This window comes from Streptomyces flavotricini (genome assembly GCF_020639365.1).
Lineage (GTDB): Bacteria > Actinomycetota > Actinomycetes > Streptomycetales > Streptomycetaceae > Streptomyces > Streptomyces flavotricini.
The window spans coordinates 4,128,257-4,152,486 of record NZ_JAINUL010000001.1; the positions used below are offsets into that span (position 1 = coordinate 4,128,257).

The 24,230-nt window shown below is 71.8% G+C and carries 17 protein-coding genes; 9 read left to right on the forward strand and 8 right to left on the reverse strand.

What is annotated here, in order from left to right:
• Positions 1-60 precede the first annotated feature (60 nt).
• The 3 genes from K7B10_RS18615 to K7B10_RS18625 form a co-directional block, all read right to left on the reverse strand.
• On the reverse strand, positions 61-1,689 hold the full coding sequence (locus K7B10_RS18615; RefSeq protein ID WP_229337262.1) for a class I adenylate-forming enzyme family protein: 1,629 nt from the start codon (positions 1,687-1,689) through the stop codon (positions 61-63).
• A gap of 97 nt (positions 1,690-1,786) precedes the next feature.
• Entirely contained in the window at positions 1,787-2,329 is a 543-nt protein-coding gene (locus K7B10_RS18620) for an SRPBCC family protein (RefSeq protein WP_030869773.1), read from the reverse strand.
• Between the two features lie 163 nt (positions 2,330-2,492).
• Positions 2,493-3,473, reverse strand: a complete 981-nt coding sequence (locus K7B10_RS18625) for an NADPH:quinone reductase (RefSeq protein WP_229337264.1) — start codon at positions 3,471-3,473, stop codon at positions 2,493-2,495.
• Between the two features lie 225 nt (positions 3,474-3,698).
• Here K7B10_RS18625 and K7B10_RS18630 point away from each other — a divergent pair, with 225 nt between their 5' ends.
• The 8 genes from K7B10_RS18630 to K7B10_RS18665 all read left to right on the forward strand — a co-directional run bounded on the left by K7B10_RS18630 (position 3,699) and on the right by K7B10_RS18665 (position 12,372).
• The gene (locus K7B10_RS18630) at positions 3,699-4,871 is read left to right on the forward strand and encodes a 3-deoxy-7-phosphoheptulonate synthase (protein ID WP_229337266.1); all 1,173 of its coding nucleotides are present in this window, start codon (positions 3,699-3,701) and stop codon (positions 4,869-4,871) included.
• 19 nt (positions 4,872-4,890) lie between these two features.
• Positions 4,891-5,661 carry a 2,3-dihydro-2,3-dihydroxybenzoate dehydrogenase gene (locus K7B10_RS18635; protein ID WP_229337268.1) on the forward strand — a complete coding sequence of 257 codons (771 nt, stop codon included), beginning with the start codon at positions 4,891-4,893 and terminating at the stop codon, positions 5,659-5,661.
• Positions 5,662-5,768: 107 nt separating this feature from the next.
• Positions 5,769-6,392 carry an isochorismatase family protein gene (locus K7B10_RS18640; RefSeq protein WP_229337270.1) on the forward strand — a complete coding sequence of 208 codons (624 nt, stop codon included), beginning with the start codon at positions 5,769-5,771 and terminating at the stop codon, positions 6,390-6,392.
• Complete coding sequence (locus K7B10_RS18645) at positions 6,389-8,293, forward strand: anthranilate synthase family protein (protein ID WP_229337272.1); 1,905 nt, start codon at positions 6,389-6,391, stop codon at positions 8,291-8,293. Before K7B10_RS18640 ends, K7B10_RS18645 begins: the two co-directional genes overlap by 4 nt.
• Positions 8,294-8,425: 132 nt before the next feature.
• Complete coding sequence (locus tag K7B10_RS18650) at positions 8,426-9,448, forward strand: 3-oxoacyl-ACP synthase III family protein (protein WP_051806056.1); 1,023 nt, start codon at positions 8,426-8,428, stop codon at positions 9,446-9,448.
• A gap of 71 nt (positions 9,449-9,519) precedes the next feature.
• Positions 9,520-10,344, forward strand: coding sequence for an arylamine N-acetyltransferase family protein (locus tag K7B10_RS18655; protein ID WP_229337275.1), 825 nt, complete (start codon positions 9,520-9,522; stop codon positions 10,342-10,344).
• A 16-nt stretch (positions 10,345-10,360) separates the two neighbouring features.
• Positions 10,361-11,977, forward strand: coding sequence for an FAD-dependent monooxygenase (locus tag K7B10_RS18660; RefSeq protein WP_229337277.1), 1,617 nt, complete (start codon positions 10,361-10,363; stop codon positions 11,975-11,977).
• A 212-nt stretch (positions 11,978-12,189) separates the two neighbouring features.
• Positions 12,190-12,372 carry a hypothetical protein gene (locus K7B10_RS18665; protein WP_229337280.1) on the forward strand — a complete coding sequence of 61 codons (183 nt, stop codon included), beginning with the start codon at positions 12,190-12,192 and terminating at the stop codon, positions 12,370-12,372.
• Between the two features lie 100 nt (positions 12,373-12,472).
• Here the strand turns inward: K7B10_RS18665 and K7B10_RS18670 are convergent, their stop codons facing one another.
• The gene (locus tag K7B10_RS18670) at positions 12,473-15,376 is read right to left on the reverse strand and encodes an AfsR/SARP family transcriptional regulator (RefSeq protein WP_308284604.1); all 2,904 of its coding nucleotides are present in this window, start codon (positions 15,374-15,376) and stop codon (positions 12,473-12,475) included.
• 548 nt (positions 15,377-15,924) lie between these two features.
• On the opposite strand from K7B10_RS18670, the gene K7B10_RS18675 reads away from it, so the two are divergent.
• Positions 15,925-17,106 (forward strand): IS701 family transposase, encoded by a 1,182-nt coding sequence (locus K7B10_RS18675; protein ID WP_229337285.1) that lies wholly within the window; start codon positions 15,925-15,927, stop codon positions 17,104-17,106.
• Positions 17,107-17,184: 78 nt separating this feature from the next.
• Here the strand turns inward: K7B10_RS18675 and K7B10_RS18680 are convergent, their stop codons facing one another.
• From K7B10_RS18680 to K7B10_RS18695, 4 genes are all read right to left on the reverse strand, one after another.
• Positions 17,185-18,384 carry an MFS transporter gene (locus K7B10_RS18680; RefSeq protein WP_229337287.1) on the reverse strand — a complete coding sequence of 400 codons (1,200 nt, stop codon included), beginning with the start codon at positions 18,382-18,384 and terminating at the stop codon, positions 17,185-17,187.
• A gap of 70 nt (positions 18,385-18,454) precedes the next feature.
• The gene (locus K7B10_RS18685) at positions 18,455-19,792 is read right to left on the reverse strand and encodes an ATP-grasp domain-containing protein (RefSeq protein ID WP_229337289.1); all 1,338 of its coding nucleotides are present in this window, start codon (positions 19,790-19,792) and stop codon (positions 18,455-18,457) included.
• Between the two features lie 153 nt (positions 19,793-19,945).
• Entirely contained in the window at positions 19,946-20,497 is a 552-nt protein-coding gene (locus K7B10_RS18690; protein ID WP_229337291.1) for an NADPH-dependent FMN reductase, read from the reverse strand.
• Complete coding sequence (locus tag K7B10_RS18695; protein ID WP_229337293.1) at positions 20,494-23,988, reverse strand: hypothetical protein; 3,495 nt, start codon at positions 23,986-23,988, stop codon at positions 20,494-20,496. The genes K7B10_RS18690 and K7B10_RS18695 overlap by 4 nt, the downstream gene beginning before the upstream one ends.
• Positions 23,989-24,230: the final 242 nt, after the last annotated feature.

Here is a 24,230-nt window from a genome sequence, read left to right on the forward strand (position 1 = left end):
GGGGCCGGGCCTGTGCGGGGGTGGGCCGGGCGCGGTGGCGCGGCGGGCCTCACCGGGCGCTCAGGCGGCGTCGGCTTTGACCTCGGTTCCGGCTCGGGCTTCGGTTTCGGTGTCCGTGTCGGCCTCGGTTTCCGCCCCGCCTGCGACCAGGCGGGCGAGTTCGAGGCGCTTGATCTTGGTGGTGGCGGTCTGCGGGACGTCCTCGAGGCGCCACTGGACCGGGGCGGCGAGCTTCGGCAGGCCGATGACCGCGGACTTCCACGCGATCAGGTCGAGCGGCTTGTCGTCGCGCGTGCAGACGACGGGGACCGGGACGCCGTCCGCGCCGGGGATGATGATGACCTCGATGAGCTCGTGCAGCCGCGTGAAGAGCTTGTCCTCGATCTCCAGGGTCGAGCCGATGCCCGGGATCTCGTCGACCTCCCGGTCGAGCAGGTGCAGGCAGCCCCACTTGGTGCGGTAGCCGAGGTCGCCCATGCGCCACCAGCCGTCGTGGACCTGCTTCTCCCAGCGCTCGTGCTCGGAGAGGTAGGTGATGATCCGGCCGTCGGACTTGATCTCGATGAAACCGGGGTTCGTCTTGGTGACGGGGTTGCCGTCGCGGCTGACGACGCGGACACCGGTCATGCCGGGGAACGGGGATCCCACGCAGCGGCCGTCGAAGTCGGCGCCGCCCTTGCGGGTGTAGGTGCGGGCCGCGATCGGGCCGACCTCGCTCTGGCCGTAGGCCTGGGCGAAGAGCGCGTTCTTCCGCTTGCTCGCCTTGAGCAGGATGCTGACCGTGCGCGGGTGGATCGCGTCGAAGGTCGAGCTGAAGTACTTGACGTTGGCGAGCGGGCCGCGGGGGTCCTCGGCCAGCGCCTCCCAGCGCAGGAACGTGTTGGGGTGGGCCTCGATGAACCCGGGCGGGACCTGGGCGAAGATGTCGCCGACGGTCTCCGGGTCGTCCTCCTTGAGCACGATGAGGGTGTGGCCCTGGAGGATCGAGATCGGCATGGCCGTGAACATCCGCGAGTGGACGAACGACACGTGGACCGCGACCGGTTCACGCTTGGGGACGGCCGAGAAGACGGTCGCCTGCGGGCGGTAGCGGGCCTCGAAGGTGTGACCGGTGTGGACGGCGAGCTTCGGGGTGCCGGTGGTGCCAGAGGTGTGCGTGATCAGGGTGGGGTGATCCGGCGGCATCGGGATGGCCGGGACGCGGGTGACACCGGCGAGCGAGGCCAGTTCGACGGCCTTGCCGAAGGAACCCTTGGTCAGCAGCACCTCGGCCGTGATGTCGAAGATCTCGGCCGGCAGGTTGTTGTCGAGCTTTTCCTGGTCGGTGATCAGGAAGGGGTGGTCGATGCGGCGGACGAGCGTCGCGACCGTCTCGCCGTCCAGCTTCGGGGACAGCAGGGCCGGGATCGCGCCGATGCGGGCGATCGCGCAGGCCAGCAGCGAGATGTCGAAGCCGTCGGACTTGTGCACGACGACGTGGTGGTTGGGCCGTACGCCGACCGACCACAGGCGGGAGGCGAAGTCGTCGATCAGATCCGCGAGTTCGGTGAAGGTGGGGCGGCGCCCGAGCTGCGGGGCGATGTCCAGGTCGTGGTCCATGACCACGAGGCCCGCGGGGGTGCGGGCGGCCGCTCGGTCGAAGAGCGTACCCAGCCGGATGCCCTTGTTTCCTATGCGCTGGAGAAGCATGGCCTCGTTCTCTCAAGAGTGTCTTCGATGGCGTACGGGGAGTGGGCCGGCACCGGGAGGGAGGCCGGTGCCGGCGTCCGGGTGCGACAACGCAGGCTCAGCGGCCTTCGACGACGTCGCGGATGCGGGCGAGGGTGGCGTCGAGGTCCCCTTCGAGCTTCTCGGTCCAGTCGGTGATGAACTGCTTGCGCTGGACCTCGTCGAGGTCGGCGACGATCTTGTGGATGCCGGCCGTCGCCTTGCCCATGCGGAAGTGGTGGACGAGGACCGAGCCCTCCTGGGCCGGCTCGATGTCGAAGCCCCAGATGGACTCCTGGTCCTCCTGGGCGTGGGTCAACATCACCCAGCGGAAGGTGCGGCCGGGCTCGGCCGCCGTGATGCGGGCCTCGGTGTACCAGGTGCCGCGGACCAGCGGGGCCCAGCCGACGACGTCCTCGGCGCGCAGGTTCTCGCCGCGGAAAATCGCACCGACGCTGGAGGGTTCACCGGAAATCCACTCGCCACCCTGGCATTCCGGGCTCCACTCGGCGCTCCGGGTCAGGTCGCTGACGACGTCGTAGATCTCCTGCGCGGTGGCCGCGACGGGAATGTCCGCGCGGACCTCGAAAAGCGGGGTCGAGTCGATGATGGAGTTCGTCATGGCCGAAATACTGCTGCTCGGACATTCACCACTCAAGGCTCTTATCGCGGGTCCATCAGGTCTTTTACCCGTGTATCGCACAAGGAAAATGAAGGCATGCCGGAACGGCGCCGCGACAATGGTTCCGCGGCGCCGCCGACAGTGTTTTCCGCAGCTTTATCCGTCAGGAACGGGCGCGCAGCACCAGCTTTCCCGTCACCTTGCCCTCGTCCAGCAGGCGGTGCGCTTCGGCCGCTTCCGACAGCGGCAGCACCTCCGTGCCGCGCGGCCGCAGCAGCCCGGCCGCCGTCAGCCTGTTGACGTGGGCCGCCGCCGCGGCCAGCCGGCCGGCGGTGGCGTGCGAGATCGCGAAACCGCGGACCGAACAGTCCTTGAGGTAGAGCGGGCCCACGGGCAGCACGGGACGGGTGCGCATGCCCGAGAGCAGCACGATCCGGCCGCGGCTCGCGAGCAGGTCCACCGCGGTCTCGAGGTCGTTGCGGGCCGAGGTGTCGACGTGGATGTCCACCCCGCCCGGGGCGAGCTCGCGGATCCGGCCCGGCACGTCGGAGTCGTTGTAGTCGATGACCTCGGCCGCGCCGAGCTCCCGTACGTAGTCGAAGTCGCGCGGCGAGGACGTCGCGATGACCCGGGCTCCGGCGTGCGCGGCCATCGTGACCAGCGCACTGCCCACGTTGCCCGCGGCCCCGAGCACCAGGACGGTGTCGCCGGCGGCGACCTGGCCCTGGTCGAAGAGGGCGAGGTAGGCCGTCACGGCCGGGTGCGCGAGGGCGACCGCGTCCACCGGGTCCACCCCCTCGGGCAGCGGGTAGAGCCGCTCGGCCGGGACGACGGCCAGCTCGGCGGCGGCGCCCTGGCGGCCGTCGTGCCCGAGGCTGTTGCACCAGACCCGGTCCCCCGGCGCGAAGCGGTGGGCGACCGCGGGACCGGCGGAGCGCACGGTCCCCACGAGGTCCCGGCCGATCACGAAGGGGAAGTCGAGCGGGGTGCGCCAGGCACCCGAGCGGACGAAGGTGTCGACGTGGTTGACGGAGACGACGTCGACCTCGACGAGCACGTCGGACGGCCCCGGCTGCGGAGCGGGCAGCTCACCGAAGCGGATGAGCTCCGCGGGACCCAACTGTTCGATATAGGCGGCATGCATGGTCCGGATTCTGTTCGCAACGGCCGTCCCGGGAAAGCCCGTGCCGCTTTTCAGTCAGGTGTGAGTTAACCGATCACGGACGGCTTTGTCAGGTGCGGCCGCGACACCTGACGGAGTTCCCATTGACGGGTGGGGCCCGCTCCAATTACCCAGCAGCATCGATAATCCGCCACCCCTCAGTTCTGCCCATACGCCAGACTTGGGCCCATTTCCTGGGAGTTTCCTGTGGTTACAGCTTCACTCACCGTCAGAAAAGCGTCGGCCCTCCAACAGCCCGACTGGGCCGATTTCCCCGAACTGGCCAAGGTGAAGGACGATCTTTCCCAGCGTCCCGCTTTGGTCAATGCCGGAGACGTCCGCCGTCTGCGGTCCCACCTCGCCCGGGTCGCCTCGGGCGAGGCCTTCGTGGTGCAGGCGGGCGACTGCGCCGAGGACCCGTCGGAGTGCGACGCCGGCTACATCGCGCGCAAGTCCGCCCTCCTCGACATGCTCGCCGGCACGTTGAAGATGATCACGCACAAGCCGGTGGTCCGGATCGGCCGGCTCGCCGGCCAGTTCGCCAAGCCGCGCTCGCGCCCGACCGAGGTCGTGGACGGGGTGGAACTGCCCGTGTACCGCGGCCACATGGTCAACGGCCCCGAGGCCGGCCTGGCCGACCGCCTCCCCGACCCGTTCCGCCTGCTCTCCGGCTACCGCTCCGCCGCGCAGGCCATGGCCCACCTCGGCTGGACCGACCCGGCCCGCCGCTCCGGCATCTGCCCGCCGGTGTGGACCAGCCACGAGGCACTGCTCCTGGACTACGAACTGCCCATGATGCGCTGGGACGAGGAGGGCAGCCCGCTGCTGACCTCGACCCACTTCCCGTGGATCGGCGAGCGCACCCGCCAGATCGACGGACCCCACGTGGACATGCTGGCCGGGGTCGTCAACCCCGTCGCCTGCAAGGTGGGCCCCTCGATGGAGCCGGAGGAGCTCATCGAGCTCTGCCGGCGCCTCGACCCGTGGCGCGAGCCCGGCCGCCTCACCCTGATCGCCCGCATGGGCGCCGACCTGGTCGCCGAGCGCCTGCCCGCGCTCGTCGACGCGGTGCGGCAGGCCGGACACCCGGTGATCTGGCTGACCGACCCCATGCACGGCAACACCTTCTCCGCCCCCGGCGGTCACAAGACCCGTCTGGTCGACACCGTCGTCAAGGAGATCCAGGGCTTCCAGGCCGCAGTCGCCCAGGGCGGCGGGATCGCGGGCGGTCTGCACCTGGAGACCACCCCGGACGACGTCACCGAGTGCGCGACCGGTGAGGACCAGCTGCACACGGTCGGAGACAAGTACACGAGCCTGTGCGACCCCCGCCTCAACCCGAACCAGGCCTACGCCGTGGTGACGCAATGGCGAGCCTGAACCAGCAGGGAGATTGGACATGGAGAACAAGGTCGCCCTCGTCACAGGAGCCGCGGGAGGCATCGGTCTGGCCGTAGCCCGCCTGCTCGCCGAGGAGGGCGCGACGGTGGCCGCCATCGACCGCGACGCCGAGAGGCTGCGCGAATCGGTGGAGAAGCTCGCCGCCGACGGGCTGGACGTCCACGCCCACCCGGCCGACGTCACCGTCACCGAACAGGTCGAGTCGGTCGTGGACACCGTCGAATCCGAACTCGGGCCGGTGGACTTCCTCGTCAACACGGCGGGGATCCTGCGCCTGGGCGAGGTACGGGACTTCAGCGACGAGGACTGGCTGCAGACCTTCGAGGTCAACGTCAGCGGCGTCTTCCGGCTGTCCCGCGCCGCCGTCAACCGGATGGTCCCCCGCAACCGCGGGGCCATCGTCACCGTCGCCTCGAACGCGGCCGGTACCCCGCGTACCGCCATGGCCGCGTACGGCGCGTCGAAAGCCGCCGCGACCATGCTCACCAAGACGCTCGGCCTCGAAGTGGCCAAGCACAACATCCGCTGCAACGTCGTCGCCCCCGGGTCCACCGACACGGCGATGCTCGCCTCCATGTGGGAGGACGAGCAGGGCCCCGCGAAGACCATCGCGGGCAGCCCCGAGTCCTTCAAGGTCGGCATCCCGCTGAGCAAGCTCGCCCGCACCACCGACATCGCCGAATCCGTGCTCTTCCTGCTCTCCGACCGCGCGGCGCACATCACCCTGCACGTCCTCACCGTGGACGGCGGCGCCACGCTCGGCGCGTGAGCCCGCCCCGCCCACACCACCCGACCCGCTCCACCGGCTCCACCCGCTCCACCCGTCCATCCACCCTGCGCACCCGCTTTGAGGATCAGACATCCGAGAGGACAGTCATGGCCGGCATACCGACCATCGAGCCCTATCCCCTCCCGACCGCGGGAGACATCCCCCCGTCCATACCGCAGTGGACCTTCGACCCTGACCGGGCCGTACTGCTCGTCCACGACATGCAGCGCTACTTCCTCGCGCCCTTCCCCCAGGCGCTGCGCGCCGAGCTGACCGACAACGCCGCGCTGCTGCGGGAGCACTTCAAGGCCCACGGCGCCCCCGTCGCCTACACCGCCCAGCCGGGCGGCATGACCCCCGAGCAGCGCGGGCTGCTCGCGGACATCTGGGGCCCGGGGATGCGGACGACGCCCGAGGACCGTGAGGTCGTCCCCGCGCTCGCACCCGACCCCGGGGACTGGGTCTGCACCAAGTGGCGCTACAGCGCCTTCTTCAACACCGACCTGCTGGAGCGCATGCGCGCCGCCGGCCGGGACCAGCTCGTCATCTGCGGTGTCTACGCGCACGTCGGCGTGCTGACCACGGCCATCGAGTCCTTCAGCCACGACATCCAGACCTTCCTGGTCGCGGACGCGATCGGCGACTTCACCGAGCTGGAGCACCGGCTGGCCATCGACTACGCGTCCAAGCGCTGCGCGGTCGTCACCACCGCCAAGGAGATCGCAGGATGACCTCGCCCCTGCTGGCCCGCGTCCTGGGCCCCAATCCGCCCCCCTTCGCCCTCCTCTACCGCCCGGAAGCCACCGGTCCGGGGATCCTCGACGTCATCGTCGGCGAGAGCGCCACCGTGGACTCGCTGGCGCAGCTGCGTGCGTCGGGTGCCGCGGGCACCGCGGCCGCGCCGGCCGGCGACGGCTCCCGGCACGAGGTGCTCGCGCTGATCCCGTACCGGCAGATCTCCGAACGGGGCTTCGCCGCCCCCGCGGAGGACACCCCGCTGGTCGCGATGACCGTCACCGGGCAGGAGCAGATCTCGCTGGTCGAGGCGCTCGCCCGGATCCCCGACCTGCCGATCGATCTCGAAGGAGGGGCGTTCGACGTCTCCGACGAGGAGTACGCGGACACCGTGCGCCGGGTGATCTCCGACGAGATCGGCGAGGGCGCGGGCGCCAACTTCGTCCTCAAGCGCTCCTGGACCACCGGGATCCGCGCGTACTCCACCGGGCACGCGCTGACCCTCTTCCGGCGGCTGCTGGAAAGGGAGTCGGGCGCGTACTGGACCTTCGTCGTGCACACCGGCGAGCGCACCCTCGTCGGCGCCAGTCCCGAGCGGCACGTCAGCCTGCGCCAGGGCACCGCCGTCATGAACCCGATCAGCGGCACGTACCGCTATCCGGCGGCCGGGCCCTCGCTGCCGGAGGTGATGGACTTCCTCGCCGACACCAAGGAGGTCGACGAGCTCTACATGGTGGTGGACGAGGAACTGAAGATGATGGCCCGGATCTGCGAGGGCGGTGCCCGCGTCGACGGTCCGTACCTCAAGGAGATGGCCCGCCTCGCCCACACCGAGTACTTCATCGAGGGCCGCAGCACGCGGCCCCCGGAGGAGATCCTGCGCGAGACCCTGTTCGCCCCGACCGTCACCGGCAGCCCGCTGGAGAGCGCCGCCCAGGTGATCGCCAAGTACGAGCCCCAGGGCCGTGGTTACTACAGCGGCGTGCTGGCCCTGATCGGCCGCGACGAGCAGGGCGGGGACGCGCTGGACTCCTCGATCCTGATCCGCACGGCCGACATCGGCGCCGGCGGCGAGGTCCGCATCGGGGTCGGCGCCACCCTGGTGCGCCACTCCGACCCCTGGTCGGAGGTGGCCGAGACCGCGGCCAAGGCGGCCGGGCTGCTCGCGGCCCTCGAATCGGGGGCGGGCAAGACCCGGTTCGCCTCCCACCCCACCGTCCGCGCGGCACTGGAGGACCGCAACCGCACGATCGCCGGCTACTGGCTCAAGGAGGACCAGGACCGTGCGGCCGTCGATCCGGAGCTGGCCGGCCGGAGCGTCCTGGTGATCGACGCCGAGGACACGTTCACGGCGATGATCGCCCGCCAACTGGACTCGATCGGGCTGGACGTGACGATCCGCCGGTACGACGAGTCGTACTCCTTCGACGGGCACGACCTGGTGGTGATGGGCCCCGGCCCGGGCGACCCCCGGGACGGCTCCCACCCCAAGATCGCCCATCTGCGCGCGGCGGTACGGAACCTGCTGGACGAGCGGCGGCCCTTCCTGGCCGTCTGCCTCAGCCACCAAGTGCTGTCCACGGCGCTCGGCTTCGACCTGGTCCGCCGCGACGAACCCAACCAGGGCGTGCAGAAGGAGATCGACTTCTTCGGCAGGCCCGAACGGGTCGGTTTCTACAACACCTTCGCCGCCCGTTCCCTGGTCGACTCGGCCGTGATCCCCGGTGTCGGGCTCGTGGACATCAGCCGCGATCCGCAGACGGGGGAGGTGCACGCGCTGCGCGGCCCGCACTTCGCCTCGATGCAGTTCCACGCCGAATCGGTGCTGACCCAGAACGGGCCGCGCATCACCGGGGACCTCCTGGCCTCGCTGACCGCGCGGATGCTCGCCGCCTGACGCGGCGCGGGGCGGTCCGGCCCGCCCGGACCGCCCCGCGACCCCGTACCTGACAAGGTCCCACGGATGCCGTTGTCGGCTTTTCCCGGGGACGGAACCATAAGTTTCACGCAGTGTTGAGGAGTCGTAGAAATGATCACGACGGGAAATCACGGTGCGCGCAATGCTTTTTCGGTGGGCGTGCTCGGTACGGGGTCGTACGTACCGGCTCATGTCGTATCCAACGAAGAAGTCGGAGCGCCGGCCGGAGTCGATCACGAATGGATACTCGGCAAGACGGGAATACGCGAGCGGCGTTGGGCGAAGCCCGATGAAGCAACATCCGATCTCGCGGTGATCGCGGGACGGGCGGCACTGGAGAGCGCCGGGATCCGCGCCCGGCAGCTGTCCTTCATCGTGGTGGCCACCTCCACCCCGGACCAGCCCCAGCCGCCGACGGCGGCCGTGGTCGCCGACGAGCTCGGCGCCGACCAGGGCACCGCCGCCTTCGACGTCAACGGCGTCTGCACGGGCTTCCTGTTCGCGCTGGCCACGGCGCAGGGCATGCTCGCGTCCGCCACCGGCGAGGGCTACGCCCTGGTCATCGGCGCCGACGTGTACTCCCGGATCCTCAACCGCGAGGACCGGCGCACCACCATCCTGTTCGGTGACGGCGCCGGCGCCGTCGTACTCGGCCCGGTGGCCGGCGAAGGGCGCGGCGTCCTGGCGAACCGGCTGGCCAGTTATGCGGCCGACCGTCATCTCATCGAGGTCCCCGGCGGTGGCAGCCGTATTCCGGCGACCGCCGAAACCCTCGCCGAGGGGCTTCAGTACTTCACCATGAACGGCCGGGGCGTCCGCGATTTCGTCGCCGAGAATGTCCCGCCCGCCATCGACGCGTTCCTTTCGGAACGCGGCCTCACCCCTGCGGACATCTCGCATTTCGTTCCGCACCAGGCCAACGGACGCATGCTGGAAAACCTTTCCGAGGAAATCGGCGTGGGTACCGAACGCACCTGGACGACCTACGAGAGGTACGGGAACACCGGCTCCGCCTCCGTCCCGATCACCCTCGACCGCGCGGCCCGCTCCGGCCGGCTGGCCGAAGGCGACCTGGTCCTGCTCGCGGGCTTCGGCGGCGGCATGGCCCTGGGTCTGTCGCTCATCCGCTGGTAGCCCACCTCCCGCGGGCCCCTCCCTCCCCGCCCTCGCCTGCCCCCGGGGGCGACACCCTTCAAGGAGATTCCATGCTGGACGCAACCCCGATCGACGACGCCCGGGTCGACGCCTACCTCACCCGGATCGGCGCGAGCCGCCCCGCGCAGCCCGACCTCGCCGGACTGCGCCACCTGGCCGAACGCGCCGTGCTGTCCGTCCCGTTCGAGAACCTCGACTACCACCTCGAAGGCCGCGAGATCCACATGGACAAGCGGTCCGTGGACAAGGTCGCGATCGACAGCCGCGGCGGCGGCTGCTACGAGGTCAACCCGGCGCTCGGCTTCGTGCTGGAGGCCCTGGGCTACGAGGTCGACATCCTGCCGGGCCGCGTGCACCGGCCGGAGGGCGTGGGCCCGTTCCTCGGCCACCTCGCCCTCAAGGTGACCATCGGCGAGAACGCGTACCTCGTCGACACCGGCTTCGGCCGCAACAGCCGTTTCCCGCTCGACTGGAACAGCCGCGAGGTCCAGAGCGACCCGCACGGCGAGTACCAGCTCAAGGACGTCGAGGACAAGCCCGGCACCGTCGACCTGTGGCTCGGCGGCCGCCCGCTGTACCAGGTCGTCGAGACCCCGGTCCGCATCGAGGACTACGCCCCGTCGCTGTGGTGGTACCGCACGGCGCCCGACTCCTCCTTCATGCAGGCCCTGTTCTGCTCCATCCGCACCGAGAACGGTCTGGTGACCCTCAAGGGCCGCCACCTGAACGTCGTCGACGGCGACCAGCGCTCGAAGACCGTCCTCCAGGACGACGCCGAGGTCATCGCCGCGTACAAGACGCACTTCGGCATCAGCCTCGACCGCCTGCCCACCGAGCCGGAGAACTCCATCACCACCGGCGTCCGCACCGACTGAGAGAGTCCCAGAGGCCATGGCTGACCTGATAACCGGCGAGAGCCGGCCCACGAGAGAGAGCGCAGCGGCACCCGCCGCCGCCGGGGCGTCCGACCTGGACGTCCTGGTGGTCGGGGCCGGCCCCACCGGCCTGCTGACCGCCGTCGAACTGCTGCGGCGCGGCATCCGGGTCCGCGTGATCGACCGTGCCGTCGAACCCATGCTGACCCCCAAGGCCCTGTCCGTCTGGCCGCGCGCCCTCGACATCCTCGAGGACACCGGTCTGGGCGGCGTGGTCGACGAGGAGTCCGTACGGATCAACACGCTGAGCTACTTCTCCGAACGGCGCCCGCTGGCCTCCTTCGGGTTCTCGGACGACCTGGCGTGCCGCACCCTGCCCCAGCACGTCACCGAGCGGCTGCTCACCGAGCGGCTGCAGGCACTCGGCGGCAAGATCGAGCGCGGGGTGCGGCTGCTGGCCCTGGACGGTCTGGACTACTCCGGCCGGATCGAGGCCACCGACGGCGTGACGGCGGTGCTGGAGACCCCCGAGGGGCTGCAGCGGCTGCGGGTGCCGTTCGTCGTCGGCGCGGACGGCGCCGGCAGCGCCGTCCGGGGCCAACTCGGCGTCGGATTCGAGGGATCGACGTACGAGATGGCGTTCGCACTCATCGATGCCCGCATCGATGGGTATCTACCGCCGGACGAGTGCCACTTCTACCAGTCCGCGAACGGTGCACTGGTGATCGTGCCCATCCCGGGCGGGATCTACCGGTTCCTGTCGGTGATGCCCCAGGGCGGCGGCGAGGTCGACGTCCCGATGATGCAGGCCGTCATCGACGAGCGCGGGCCGCGCGGCGTTCGGATCAAGGAGGCGGTTTGGAAGGCCGTGTTCCGGGTTCACGCCCGGCGGGCGAGCGAGTTCCAGCGCGGCCGGGTCTTCCTCGCGGGCGACGCCGCCCACGTCCACAGCCCGGCCGGCGGGCAGGGCATGAACAACGGCCTCCAGGACGCCCACAACCTCGCCTGGAAGCTGGCCTCGGTGATCCGGGGCGAGTCCCCCTCCTCCCTGCTCTCCTCTTACGGAGAAGAGCGGGCGGAGGTCACCCGGCAGCTCGTGCGCGACACCGACTTCCAGACCAGGGCCTGGCTGTTCAAGTCCAAGGCCTCGGTGGCTGCGCGCGACGCGGCGTTCCGGCTCCTCGACCGGACCGGGATCGTCTCGGAGTTCTACGCCCCCGTGATGGCGGGCCGCCGGCTCTCGTACCCGCCGACCCGCGACACCCAGCAGCCCTCGGGCTGGACGGGCTGCCGCGTGCGGCGCTCGCTGCCCGGCGCGCTGGAGGTCGGAGCGGTCTTCCCGCGCCATCTGGCACTCGCGTACGGAATCTCCGGACCGGCCGCGGATCCGCACGGCTGGAATCTGGCGGTCGTCCCGGACGGGAACAGGGCCTGGGAGGAGGAATTGGGCCACATCGTGGCGCAATGGCCACTGTTGCGACAGGTGACCATACGTCGCCGCGACGCCGCCGCGCAGGCCGGATGTCGCTCCGCGGGGTACTACTTGATCCGGCCGGACGGTCATATAGCGGCTCACGGCCATGCACGGGATCTGGGACGACTCGAAGCGGAACTCCGACTCTCCTTTTCCTGACCGGCAATCCACCGATAACCGAACGTCGATATTCGGCCAACCAAATACCGGATAGCCCCCCGGTTTTCTCGTTAGACTGCCCGTTCCTGTTCCGTTCCCTTACCACCCCCCGCTCAAGCGGGAACGGAGAGGGACTGGAGCAGGAAGCCCCGTTGCGAATCTCTGTCACGTCGAAAGCGACACGGGATTTCACAACAAACAAGGGGAACGAAATGCGCGGCAAGTTCGCTGGTCTGGTCGGTATCTTCGCCCTCGTCCTCACCCTCGGCCTGGGTGCGGCGGTCGAGCAGGACCACCAGGCCAACGGCACGAAGGGGGGGCACTCCGTGCTGGCCGAGGACAAGGGGCCGGGCGTCGCCCCGACCAACCCCCCGGTTCCCCCGAAGGGCATCTGACCCGCCCCCCGCGCACGCAGTGGGCCCCGTCCGACACCGGACGGGGCCCACTGCTTTTCCGTGCCGGCGCGCGGTGGCCACCGCGCGCCGGAAACTGCGATCAGATGGTGCGGCGCCCCTCAGGCGGCACCCCCATGGCCTCGAAGAGCATGTCGGCGCGCTCCCGGTACTCGCCCGCAGCCGGCTGGGCGAGCCGCTCGGCTGCGGCCGCCATCCCGTCCAGCGCGTGCGCCATCTCGACGCGGTATCCCATCACCTCAGCCATCTCCAGTGCCCGCTCGTGCAGACGCAGGGCCTCTTCGTGGCGGCCGTTGCGGCCGTGCTTGAGCGCCAGGAGGTTGTCCACCCGGGAGCGCCGCTGCGTCGAGGTCCTCGGGCTGATCAGCTCCAGGGCCCGCTCCTCGTGCTCCTGCGCCCGGCGGACGTCTCCGAGCCGGTCGCTCACGTCGGAGGAGACGGCGAGTGCGAGGACCATGTTCTCTTCCATGGCGGTGGCGCTCAGCGCCCACGACCGCGTCACGCTGTCGTGGGCGGCCTCGAAGTCGCCCTTCCCTATGTGGGCCAGAGCCAGGCTCGTCCACGCGGTGACCTCCACCCCCGGGGAGGGATAGGCCCGGCAGATCTCGATCACCCTGCGCACGGCATCGGCCGCCTCGTCGTGACGGCCGAGCGCCAGGCACACGGTGCCGAGCGTGTTGAGGTCCTCCGCCTGTTGCTGCACCAGACCGGCGCCCTCCCCCTTCTGGAACGCCCTTACCGCCTCCGTCGTGTAGTCGTACGAGCTCGCCAGATTGCCCAGCGCGTAGTGCGCGAGCCCGAGCAGCCCCAGGGAGACCGCCTGGTCGTCCGGGCCACCGGCCTTCCGTGCCCAGTCGAGCGCCTCTTCCCCGGCCTCCACCGCCTCGGTGAAGCGGCCGAGTCTCCAGCGCGCCACCCCGAGGTTGTTGAGCGTCTGGCAGATGAGCAGGGGATCGCCCATGCCGCGCGTGGCGGTCAGGCCCGCCCGGCTCACCGATTCGAACTCCGCGAACCGTCCGCGGAGGTTCAGGTGGAAGGACGCGTTGCGGGCCAGGGCGAACACCAGCTGCGGGGTCCCCTCGTGGCCGCCCCGGGCCAGGAGGGTCTGGATGCCCGCGACCTCCCGGTCGAACCACTCCAGGGTGCGGTCCTCACGGCGCATCGGCGGCAGCGCGTACGCGGTGTCCGGCGCGTCCACGTCCATGCTGCGGCGGGTGGGGAACAGCAGGGCGCAGGCCGCCTCGGTCGCCGACGTGTAGTAACCGAGCAGCCGGCCGTCGGCCTCCCGGGCCTCGCGACCGCTCCTGCCCTCGCCGAGCGAGAGCGCGTACGTGCGCACCAGGTCGTGGAAGGCGTACATCCCCGGGTCGTTCTGCACGAGCAGGTGCATGTCGAGGAGGTCCTCCAGCATGTCCTCCGCGTCCCGGACCCCGGTCCTCAGCAGGGCCGCGGCCGAGTAGACGTCCACCTCCGCGCCCGGATGCAGGCCCAGCAGGCAGAAGGCGGCCTGGAGCTCCTCCTCCAACGCCTTGTACGACAGGCTGAGCGTGGCGGCCACACTGCGCTCGCCCGCGCTCAGCTCGTCCAGCCGGCGGGTCTCGTCCTCCAGCCGTTCGACCAGGTAGCGCACCGTCCATCGCGGACGGTTGCGCAGCCGGGCCACCGCCAGCCGCAGGGCCAGCGGCAGGTGGCCGCACAGATCGGCGAGTTCGGCGGCGGCCTCCGGCTCCCTGGCCACCCGGTCGTCGCCGAGGAGCTCGGTGAGCATCACCCGGCTCTCCTCCCGCTCCATCACCCCCAGCGAGATCCAGTCCGCGCCGTCCAGATCGAGCAGCCGGGCGCGGCTGGTGACCAGCACCAGGCACTCGGTCGAGGACGGGAGCAGGGGCAGCACCTGCCCGGCGTCCAGGGCGTTGTCGAACAGGAACAGCAGGCGGCGGCCCGCCAGGGTGGCCCGCCACAGGCCGATCAGACCCGCCTCGTCGTCGGGGATGCTGTCCGCGGCCACCCCGAGGGTGCGCAGCAGGCCGGCGAGGGTCGCGGCCGGCCGCTGCGGCTTCTCACCGGGGGTGAAGCCGCGCAGGTCGGCGTAGAGCTGGCCGTCCGGGTACTCCTCGGCCAGCTGGTAGGCCGCCCTCACCGCCAGCGAGGTCTTGCCACAGCCGCCCATGCCGTCGATCGCGACGACCTGGGGCCCTTCCCCCGCGTCCCGCCGGCAAGCCTCCAGCACCTCGGCCAGCTCTCGTTCGCGACCGGTGAAGTCGGGAACGCCGGGCGGCAGGGTGCACGGAGCGCCGTGCAGCGAGGCGAGGGTCGGGAAGCGGTGGCTCCCGGCGCCGGACGGCGCGGAGCGCCGGCCCTCCGCGGCCCCTTCCTCCGAGGACCCGGACGCGGCCGGGGCGGCCACGGCGACCGGCCGGGCCGGACCGTCGAGATCGGGAGAGGCCCGCAGGATGTCCTCGTACATCTTGGTGAGCTGCGCGCTGGGGTCTATGCCGAGTTCCTCGACGAGCAGTTCGCGCACCTTGGCGTACTCGGCGAGCGCCTCCGCCTGGCGCCCGGAGCGGTACAGCGCCAGGATCAGGTGGCCGCGCAGCGACTCCCGCAGCGGGTGCTGCGCGATGAGGGTGCGCAGGTCGCCGATGAGCTCCCCGGCCTCGCCCAGTGCCAGGCGCAGCTCGAAGAGCTGCTCGGCGGCGCCCAGCCGGCGTTCCTCCAGTACGGCGCCCGCGGCCTCGACCACCGAGCCGCCGGCGCCCGACATCACGGGGCCGCGCCACAGGGCCAGGGCGGCGCGCAGTTCGTCGGCCGCGGCTTCGGGGCGGTCCCCGGAGGCGGCGTGCCGTGCCTCGCGGATGTGCCCGTTGAAGAGGAGCAGGTCGAGCTGATCGCGCGTCACCTGGACCCGGTAGCCCGGACCGTCCGTGACGATCAGGTTCCCACCCCCCGGGATCCTGCGCCGCAGGTCGGCGACGGCCTTACGCACCTGGTGCGAGGCGGTTACCGGCGGTTCCTCATCCCACACCGCCTCCACAAGACGGACAACCGGGACAATATTTCCCGGTTCGAGCAGCAGAGTGGCAAGAACTCGTTCGTGAATTTGCCCGCCGAGCTTTAACCGGTGTCCCGCCGTCCACCCTTCAAGCGGTCCGAGAATATTGAAACGCACCTGGCTTTCTACCGAATTAGCCATGGCCTCCTTGCCCATCCCCCTCAATGCCCCCAGCTGAAGAGCCTTCAGCAGGATCCTAAGAGCTTACGGGGGGAAGCGGTAGCGAAGAGGGAACGAAGCGGGAACGGCACCTCGGACAGTTGCGTCCTGACTCGGACTCAGGAGCAGCGATGAAGACTTTCGGCCTCGGCGCCAGCCGGCGGACCGTGCGGCGCGCGGCGAACCATTCCGGCACCCGGCCTGCCGCCGCGCACAGCGCCTACCAAGCACCTGTAGCCACCCCTCCGGCACAGGATCCCCACTCACCCCCCGTCATACCGCCGACCACGACGGCGGACCACAGAGCGCAGATCGTCGAAGCGATGATCTCCGAGCTCTCACCCCAACTGTTCATGTCGCTGCGCCGCAGCGACCAGCGTGCCCGCGGCGAGCAGTACCTGCGCGGACTGCTCTACGCGGAAGGGCGCAAGTCCATCCGCAACATGGCCGGAGTCGTCGGCGGAGCGGGCACCGAGCAGTCGCTGCACCACTTCATCAGCGAATCCACCTGGAACTGGGCCCCGATGCGCGCCGCGCTCGCCCGGTACGCGGAACAGACGGTGCAGCCCAAGGCCTGGGTCGTCCAGTCCATGCCGATCCAGAAGGCCGGCGAGCAGTCGGCGGGAATAGACCGCCGGTTCGTCCCGGAGCTGGGGCACTCCGTGCACGGCCAGCACTCCTTCGGCCTGTGGATGGCCTCGGAGGCGATGAGCGCGCCGGTCAACTGGCGCCTGTACCTCTCCCCTTCCTGGTTGCAGGACGAGGAGAAGCGCCGCCGGGCGGACATCCCGGACTGGGTCGACGAGGAGTCGCCGGGCGAGTGCGCCACGGCTTCCGCCCTCGAAGTCCTCGGCTGGGGCGGGGTGGAACGCCGCCCGGTGGTGCTGCCCTCCCGTGACTTCGTCAGCAGCGCCGTGCTGAGCCGCTTCCACTCGGCGGGAGTTCCCGTCATGGCCCGGATGCGGGCCATGGACCAGCTGCGGGTCGCCGACACGGCGATGCCCGGGTACGGTGCCGGCCCCATACCGGTGTCCGACATGCTCCAGCACGTACGCGGACTGCGCCGGCCCGTCGAATGGCTGGACCCCTCCTCGGGGACGCCCGTCGTCCGCAGCACCCTGGTCGCGGGCATACGCGTCGAGCTGCCGCAGCCGCGCCGCTCGCCCGCCGGTCCGCAGCAATGGCTCCTGATGGGCGAGTGGACCAACCGCAACGGCCCGCCCAGCGAGCTGTGGCTCACGGACCTCACCACCACCTCGCTCGACGGGCTGATGCGACTGGCCAAGCTCAGCCGGCGGACGGCGTTCGACAGCGCCACCACCGGCGAACGGGCCGGGCTGCGCGATTTCGCGGGCCGCTCCTTCAAGGGCTGGCACCGCCACCTCACGCTCGCTTCGGCCGCCCACAGCGTCTCGATCGGCGCCGACCACGCCGCTGGCCGCACTCGGGCCGAGGCTTCCTCCGGCACTCCGTCGGCGAACCGGCCGCAGCGGCAGATGGGCTGAGGCGTGTCGTCCGAGGATGACGGTAAGCCGCGCAAAGAGGGATGTTCGGGGCCCGCTCCCATGCTCCCTCGGCCCGCGTCACGCGGCGGCTCCCGCGGTCTGCGGCGCCTTCCCGGCGGCCGGGGCCGGCTGCGGGATCCGCATCGCGACCAGGCCGGCGGTGGTGAAGTAGACGGCCCAGCCCAGCCAGGCCCAGCCGCCCAAGCCGACGGAGGTGGTGATGAGGGGGGGTCCGACCACGGTGGTGACGGCGAACCCGAGGTTGAAGGCGGCGAGGTAGCCGGTCTTGCGGCCCTCGGGGATGTGCAGCAGGGCGGCGCCGGTGGTGCCGGACACGATGTACAGCTCCCCGAGGGAGAAGAGCAGGGCGGCTGCGACCACCAGAGCCAGGTTCGTGCCCGCCCCGCCGAACGTCGTCAGCGGTACGATCCCCGCTGCCAGAGCCGACAGCAGCCCGCCGCGCCGCATCATCCTGCGGGCGGTGCGGAAGTCCTCGGACCCCTTGCTGATCCGGACCTGGAGCAGGACGACGACGGCGGTGTTGAGGACCTGGACCAGGGTCACGGTCCAGGCGGGGGCCTGCGTCTGCTGGACCACCCACAGCGGGACGCCGAGTCCCAGGATGAGCGCCGACATGGTCAGGGCCCCGTACAGGGCGGTGATGCGGAGGAAGGCCCTGTCGCGCAGGACGCTGCCGCGTGAGGGCCCGCCCTGCCCGGCCCCGGCAGGGCGGCCGCCTTCACCGAAGGTCCGGCAGACGGCGGCGCAGCCGATGAACAGGACGGCGGAGAGCACCATCACCGCCCGGTAGGCCCAGGCCTCGTCGATCGCGATCGCCGCCCCGGAGGGCAGCGCTCCCGCCGCCATCCCGGCGTTGCGCAGCGACCGGAGCCGGGCGAGCGCCCCGACCGCCTCCTCGTTGCTCGCCCGGGCGATCAGGCCCGACTCGATCAGCGGGCTGATGCCCCGGCTCAGCACCCCGGCGACCGCCGAGGCGAGCAGGGCGGCGATGAAGGAGGAGGACGCGGCCAGCGCCAGGAAGGCGGCGGCGCGGACCAGGAACAGGACGGTCAGCACGGTACGGGTGCCGAAGCGCTCGGCGGCCCGCGCGATGGGCATGGCGCCCAGCAGGGAGGTGATGCCGGCGATGCCGAGGACCAGCCCGATCTCGGTGTTGGGCAGGTCCACGGCCTTGTGGAAGAAGAGGACGGACAGGGACAGGTACATCCCCAGTCCGACGGCGTCGGAGAGTCCAGTGGCGTAGATGCGTTTCTTCATCGGAGCGATCCCCACGTCATGAGTAGGCGGGATTGCGGAGTCGGGCGGGGGTGGGCGTCTGCGTCCACGGCTACGTGGCCCGGGCCAGGGCGGGCTCGGGCCGCGCGGCGGCCTCCGCGAGTTCGATGCCGAGGGCCCGCTCGACGCGGTCGGCGAGCTCCAGGGCCGCGGCGGGCGAGGGCGCGCCGAGCATGAACGTCGCCAGGTGCAGGGTCCGGTCCCGGCTCACCGACTGGCCCGGCCCGAACCGCGGCCGTACGTAGACCAGTTCGGGGAAAGCCGCCAACAGCTCCGGTACCGGGGTCTGCGCGGTCACCAGCCATTCCCCCGCCGGGATGGGCACCATCCTCATCAGCGCCGTCCGCCCGAACTCCGGCACCGCGCCGGGCGCGAGGCCCAGCGCGCTGCGGCCGATCTGCTCGGCGTAGTCGTATCCGGCGCCGACCTCGAACATGACCGGCATCGGGCCGCCCGCGCGGGCGTTGACCTCGATGACGCGCGGCCCCAGCGGGGTCAGCGCGATCTCCGTGTGCACGGCCCCGGTGGTCAGCCCGATGGCCCGGATCGCCCGGTCCGCGCAGTCGACGGCGGCCGCCTGGACGGCGGGGTCGAGCCTCGACGGCATCGACGCGCCCTCCTCGGCGTAGCCGTGGCGCAGCTCGATGCGGTCGGAGACGGCCAGGTGGTGCCGCTCCCCGGCCGCGAGCAGCGATTCGACGCTGCAGTAAGCGGCCCAGCCGCTGTCTCCGTCCGCCTCCAGTTCGAGGCGTTCCTCCAGCAGGAAGACGTCCTCGCTCTGCAGGAAGGCCGAGACGGTGGCCCGGCCGTCGCGGTAGGCCGCCAGGAGCTCCTCGTACGTGCGGACCAGCCGCACGCTCTGGCTGCCGGCGCCGAGCGAGGGTTTGAAGACGGCCGGCAGGCCGATGTCCCGGGCCGCCCCCGCCAGGTCCGCCTCCGCGCGGATCTCCGCGAACCGCGGTGAGGGCACGCCGTGTTCGGCGAAGACCTGCCGCTGCCGGGACTTGGACTGGGCGATGCCCACCGCCTCGGGGGTGTTGCCCGGCAGCCCGAGGCGTTCGGCGAGCTCCGCCTGCGGGCGCAGCAGCAGCTCCGAGTAGGTGACGACCCCCGACAGCGGGTACCGCTCGTGGAGGGCGAGGCCCACGGCGACCGCGTCGTCGAGGTCGGCCGCGGTCAGGAACTCTCCCCGCAGGCCGCGGGCGGCCCAGTCGGCGCGGACCGGTTCGGGGTCGCCCCAGGCCGCGATGTGCACGACGGACACCGCGGGGCCGATCCGGGAGAGGGAGTCGAGCGCCGCGGCGGGCGGGTGGCCGCCGATGCCCGAGATCAGCAGCACGTGCGGCTGGTCCTCGGGGGCGGCGGACGGGCGGGCGGAGCGGGGGGGCATGGCGCGTCCTTTCAGGTGACGGGCTTCGCTTCGCTGGATTCGGGATCGGGTCGGGATCGGGGGGTGGGGGTCGAGGGGTCGGGACCGGGGGAACGGGGGCCGGGGGAACGGGGGCCGGGGGTCGCGGGGGCCGGGCGTCGCGGGCCGACGTCGTCAGTGGCTGACGAGGGGCGTCGGCACCCGGCGGGCGGAGCGGAAGGAGAGCAGCTCGCCCACCATCCGGTCCATCCGTATGTGCAGCTCCTCCAGCGGGATCCCCGGCGTGAAGTCCCCGCGGGCGGAGGCGATGTGGGTGGGCACGGCCCAGCCGCCGAGCGCCCGGACCACCGCCCGCATCTGGTCGCAGGCGGTGCCCGCGCCCCGCGGGCCGCCGCCCGCGGCGATCAGCCCCGCGGGCCGGTCGGCCAGCGCGTCGCCGGTCAGGTGGTCCAGGGCGTTCTTGAGCAGCCCGCTGTACGAGCCGTGGTAGACCGGCGTGGCCAGGACGACGCCGCCCGATCCGGCGATGCGGGCGCGGATCGCCGCCGTCTGGCTGTGCGGGGGCGGGTCGTCGTAGTCCTCGATCCGGTGCCGGCCGGGGAACTCCACGCTCAGGTCGAGGAGTTCGTACGCGGCTCCGGCCGCCCTGATCCGCTGGGCTGCCACCTCCAGGACCCGGCGCGAGACCGAGTCCACGGAGGCGCTGCCGAGGATGCCGAGTATCACCGCCCGGCCCCCGCGGACCCCGGCCCCGGCTCCAGCCCGATCACCAGGCGCACGTCGTGCTCGGCGCTCGAGACCAGCCGGCACACCTCCTCGTGCGAGTCGTGGACGAAGACGTGCGTGCACGCGCCCGTCCCCGAGAACGGCTGCGGGGGAACCACGTCGCCGATCCGGTACGGCACGTTCCGGTAGTACGCGTCCTGCGCCACCGCCGAGTCGTCGAAGTCCAGTAGCATCCCGCCGACCGTGAAGTGCACGGTCCAGCCCGCGTACGAGCCCACCGGCGCGACCCGGCCGGCCCTCGGGTCCAGCCCCACGTCGGTGAGGATCTTGGCGTGGAAGAGGTCGACCCCGGTGGTGGCGAGGAAGGCCTCGCGGATCCCCGCGCCACCCGGGCGTCCTGCCACCTCGCAGAAGGTGAAGGAGCCGGACTCGTCCAGGAAGGCCTCCAGGTGCAGCACCCCGGCGGTGACCTGCCAGGCGTCGACCACCTGGCCGAGCAGCCCGCGGGCGGCCGCGCGCACGGCGGGGTCGGCGACCGTGATCGAGGACAGCGGCTCCACCCGGGAGACGGCCAGGGTGTCGCTCACGTACCGGGAGACGTCCCAGATCACCTCGCCCTCGTAGACGACGGCGTCGATGTGGCACATGTCCCCCGCCACGAACCCCTCGCACAGGTGGCTGCCGGGGGTGAACTCCTCGCGCACCCACCGCTCGACCTGCCGGGCGTGGGTGAGCACCGACACCCCGTACGAGCCCGAACCGTCCCGCGGCTTGACCACGACCCGGCCGTGCCGGGCGAACAGGTCGGTGACGTCCTCCGGGGTGTGGATCAGGTGCCCCTCGGCGGTGGGGATGCCCGCCCGCCGGGCGATGCGCTTCATCACCGCCTTGTCCACGAACTTGCGCGCGGTGGCCGGGTCACTGCCCGGCGTGCCCAGCCGGGCGCGCAGCTCCGCGGCCGGCTCCAGCAGCCGCTCGGAGACGGTGGCGATCCGGTCCACCGGGTGCAGCGCGTGCACCGCGCCCGCCAGGGCCCGTACCCCGTCCGGATCGAACACGTCGGTCCGGGCCGCGAAGTCGGCGGCGCTGCCGGTGGTGTTGCCCGCGGCCGAGCTCAGCACGCTGAGGCGGAAGCGGTCCGGGTCCAGCAGCGGCGAGCCGTCGTCGCGGGTCCACACCCGGGGGCCGATGCGGTCCAGCAGCAGGACGTGCGTACGGTCGGCCGGCTCGGTCTTCCACAGCAGTGAGCGCTCGATCCGGGCCACCGCCTGCTCGGCGCGGACCGTGTCCGGCGCGGCCACGGTGTACTCCAGGCGGACGACCGGCCCGCTGTGGACGCCCGCACGGTCGAGCGGGGTCCGTACGGACGTCAGCTCGGGCCAGTCGTACAGCTCCTCGGCGTCGGTCGCGGCGACCACCCGGAAGCGACCCGGCCCGGACAGGACGTGACGCTGAACGGCCACCCGCCCGGCGTCGGGCAGGGCGGCGCGCACCGGCCGGCCCAGGGCGCTCTCGGCGGCGGCCGTCACCAGGCTCCGCCGGTGGGCGGCGTCGTAGAGGTCGAGGACCTGCCGGTCGAATCCGGGCAGGACCAGCGGACGCGTGTTGCGGGCCCCGAACACGACGCGGGCGGGCCCCTCGGTCCCGGCGTCGCGCACGGCCTCCTCGGTACGCGCCACCAGCCGCGCAGGCACCGGGCCCGCGACCAGGCGCCGCTCGGTGCTGCCGTCCTCGGCGGCCTGGTCGCCGCTCTCGTCGATCGCGGCGAGCACGTCCACCCGCCCTCCGGGGGCCGCGACGGCCAGCACGGTGTGCACGGGGTCGCTGACGAAGGCGAGCTCCTCCAGCAGCCCGTCGAGCTCACCGAGCTCCTCGCTCCCCACCGCGCCGGGGCGGGCGGCTCCGGCGGCCAGCGCACGCAGTTCCCGCGCCTCCCGTTCGTACGCCCCCGACCAGGACAGGACCGCGGCCACCGGCACGCCCGCGTGCGCCGCGAGGAACCGCTCGCGCACCGCGTCGAAGGTGAGCTCGTCACGCCGCAGTACGGTCAGCCGCGCGGTCACCGCACCGGCCGCGGCCACGATCCGCTCGACCGGATCGCCCGCGTCCAGCAGCAGCACCACGTGCTCACCGCCCGCGGAACCGGGCTCCGGCCGCTCCCGCCCGTCCTCCGGCCGCGCGGGGGCGACCGGCTCGATGCGCAGCGACTCCCGCACCTGGGCCGCGGCTTCCGCGGCGATCCGGCCGGCCGTCGCCGCGTCGGCGCCGCGCACCATCAGGTACCCGAACCGGTCGTGGTTGGTCCCCAGCGCCGGCACCCGGTCGCCGGGCCCGACGGTCACCTCGCAGTCGACCACTCCGACCGGCAGCTCCCGGGGCCCGGGAACCGTGCCGCGCACGATCCCCTCGACCGGGCTCCACAGGGCGCGCAGGGCCACGGTGGCCACCGGCGGGGCCGCGTCCTCGACGGGGGCGCCGGTGGCGAGCGCGACCAGGTCCCGGGCGATCGACCGGTCCAGGGCCAGCGACATCTGGCGGGTCACCACGTGCCCCGCGATCCGGCCGTTGACCTCGATCAGCTCCGGGCCGGTCGGCGTGAGGAACAGCTCCACGTGGAGCGCGCTCGCCCGGACGCCCAGCGCCTCGACCGTGTCCAGGACGAACCGCCGTGCGGCGCCCATGCCCGGGAAGCGGGCCGGGAAGTGCCCGCCCAGCTCGGCCGTGGTGCCGGGCGCCGACGGGACGCGCTCGGCGAAGCCGTAGAAGACCACGCGCCCGTCCTGGACGAGCAGTTCGGCGCTGACGTGGCGTCCGACGGCGTACTCCTCGACGAGCGCGGCGGGCCGCTCGCCGCCGTCCCCGGCGCCGCCCCCGTCTGCGTGCCCGTTCCCGTTCCCGTCTGCGTTCCCGTTCGCGGCCTCTTCCGCGCTCCCGTCGCGCGCGACCCCCAGCACCTCGGCCAGCCCGGCGGCGGCCTGCTCGCGGGTCCACGCCACGGTGACCCCGACCGAGTACCGGCCGGACGTCGGCTTGATCACGCACGGCAGCCCGATCTCGTCGACCGCCGCCAGTCCTTCCTCCTCGGTGACCGCCCGGCGCCAGCGCAGGCTGCCGATCCCGGCCTTCCCGAGCCGCTCCCGTACGGCGGACTTGTCGCCGAGCAGCCGCGCCGCCTCCGGTGACTCGTGGGGCAGGCCCAGCTCCCGGGCGAACAGCGCCGCGCCGTGCAGGAGGTTCTCGTCACGGCAGATCACGCCGCCGACCGGGTTGGGGCCGAGCCGTCCCCGCAACCGGGCGGCCAGGTCGCGGCCGCCGGCCAGGTCCGGCACCTCCACCACCCGCGCCGCGCGTTCGAGCAGCTCGAACCCGGCATTGGCCCGGTAGGCGTCCAGGCGCTCGGTGACGAAGGTGACCTCGATCCCGTCGTCGGCCATGTCGGCCACGACGTCAAAGCCTCTGACGTATGCCGTCTCCAACAGAACAACATGCATGAGCTCAGCCCCTTGAGTCCTCTTCTCATCGAAGCATCAAGGGGCGAGGACTAGAGGGCAAGCGGCAGTCGAATAATCCCGCTCACTCCATCACCTCTTCCCGTTCCATTCCCGCACCGTTCCTGTTTCCATCCCGACTCGATCCCGGACACACCCATTCTGACCTGCAACAACATGTCAAACAAAAGAATTCGAATCCATCAGGTCGCATGACTTCCCACATTGCCGGACAGTGCTTCGCG

Coding starts and splice junctions, on each gene's coding strand:
- K7B10_RS18635 (WP_229337268.1), top strand. CDS start 4,891: ATGGAGAACAAGGTCGCCCTCGTCACAGGAGCCGCGGGAGGCATCGGT.
- K7B10_RS18680 (WP_229337287.1), bottom strand. CDS start 18,384: ATGAAGAAACGCATCTACGCCACTGGACTCTCCGACGCCGTCGGACTG.
- K7B10_RS18615 (WP_229337262.1), bottom strand. CDS start 1,689: ATGCTTCTCCAGCGCATAGGAAACAAGGGCATCCGGCTGGGTACGCTC.
- K7B10_RS18675 (WP_229337285.1), top strand. CDS start 15,925: ATGATCTCCGAGCTCTCACCCCAACTGTTCATGTCGCTGCGCCGCAGC.
- K7B10_RS18685 (WP_229337289.1), bottom strand. CDS start 19,792: ATGCCCCCCCGCTCCGCCCGCCCGTCCGCCGCCCCCGAGGACCAGCCG.
- K7B10_RS18650 (WP_051806056.1), top strand. CDS start 8,426: ATGATCACGACGGGAAATCACGGTGCGCGCAATGCTTTTTCGGTGGGC.
- K7B10_RS18660 (WP_229337277.1), top strand. CDS start 10,361: ATGGCTGACCTGATAACCGGCGAGAGCCGGCCCACGAGAGAGAGCGCA.
- K7B10_RS18645 (WP_229337272.1), top strand. CDS start 6,389: ATGACCTCGCCCCTGCTGGCCCGCGTCCTGGGCCCCAATCCGCCCCCC.
- K7B10_RS18665 (WP_229337280.1), top strand. CDS start 12,190: ATGCGCGGCAAGTTCGCTGGTCTGGTCGGTATCTTCGCCCTCGTCCTC.
- K7B10_RS18620 (WP_030869773.1), bottom strand. CDS start 2,329: ATGACGAACTCCATCATCGACTCGACCCCGCTTTTCGAGGTCCGCGCG.
- K7B10_RS18640 (WP_229337270.1), top strand. CDS start 5,769: ATGGCCGGCATACCGACCATCGAGCCCTATCCCCTCCCGACCGCGGGA.
- K7B10_RS18695 (WP_229337293.1), bottom strand. CDS start 23,988: ATGCATGTTGTTCTGTTGGAGACGGCATACGTCAGAGGCTTTGACGTC.
- K7B10_RS18625 (WP_229337264.1), bottom strand. CDS start 3,473: ATGCATGCCGCCTATATCGAACAGTTGGGTCCCGCGGAGCTCATCCGC.
- K7B10_RS18655 (WP_229337275.1), top strand. CDS start 9,520: ATGCTGGACGCAACCCCGATCGACGACGCCCGGGTCGACGCCTACCTC.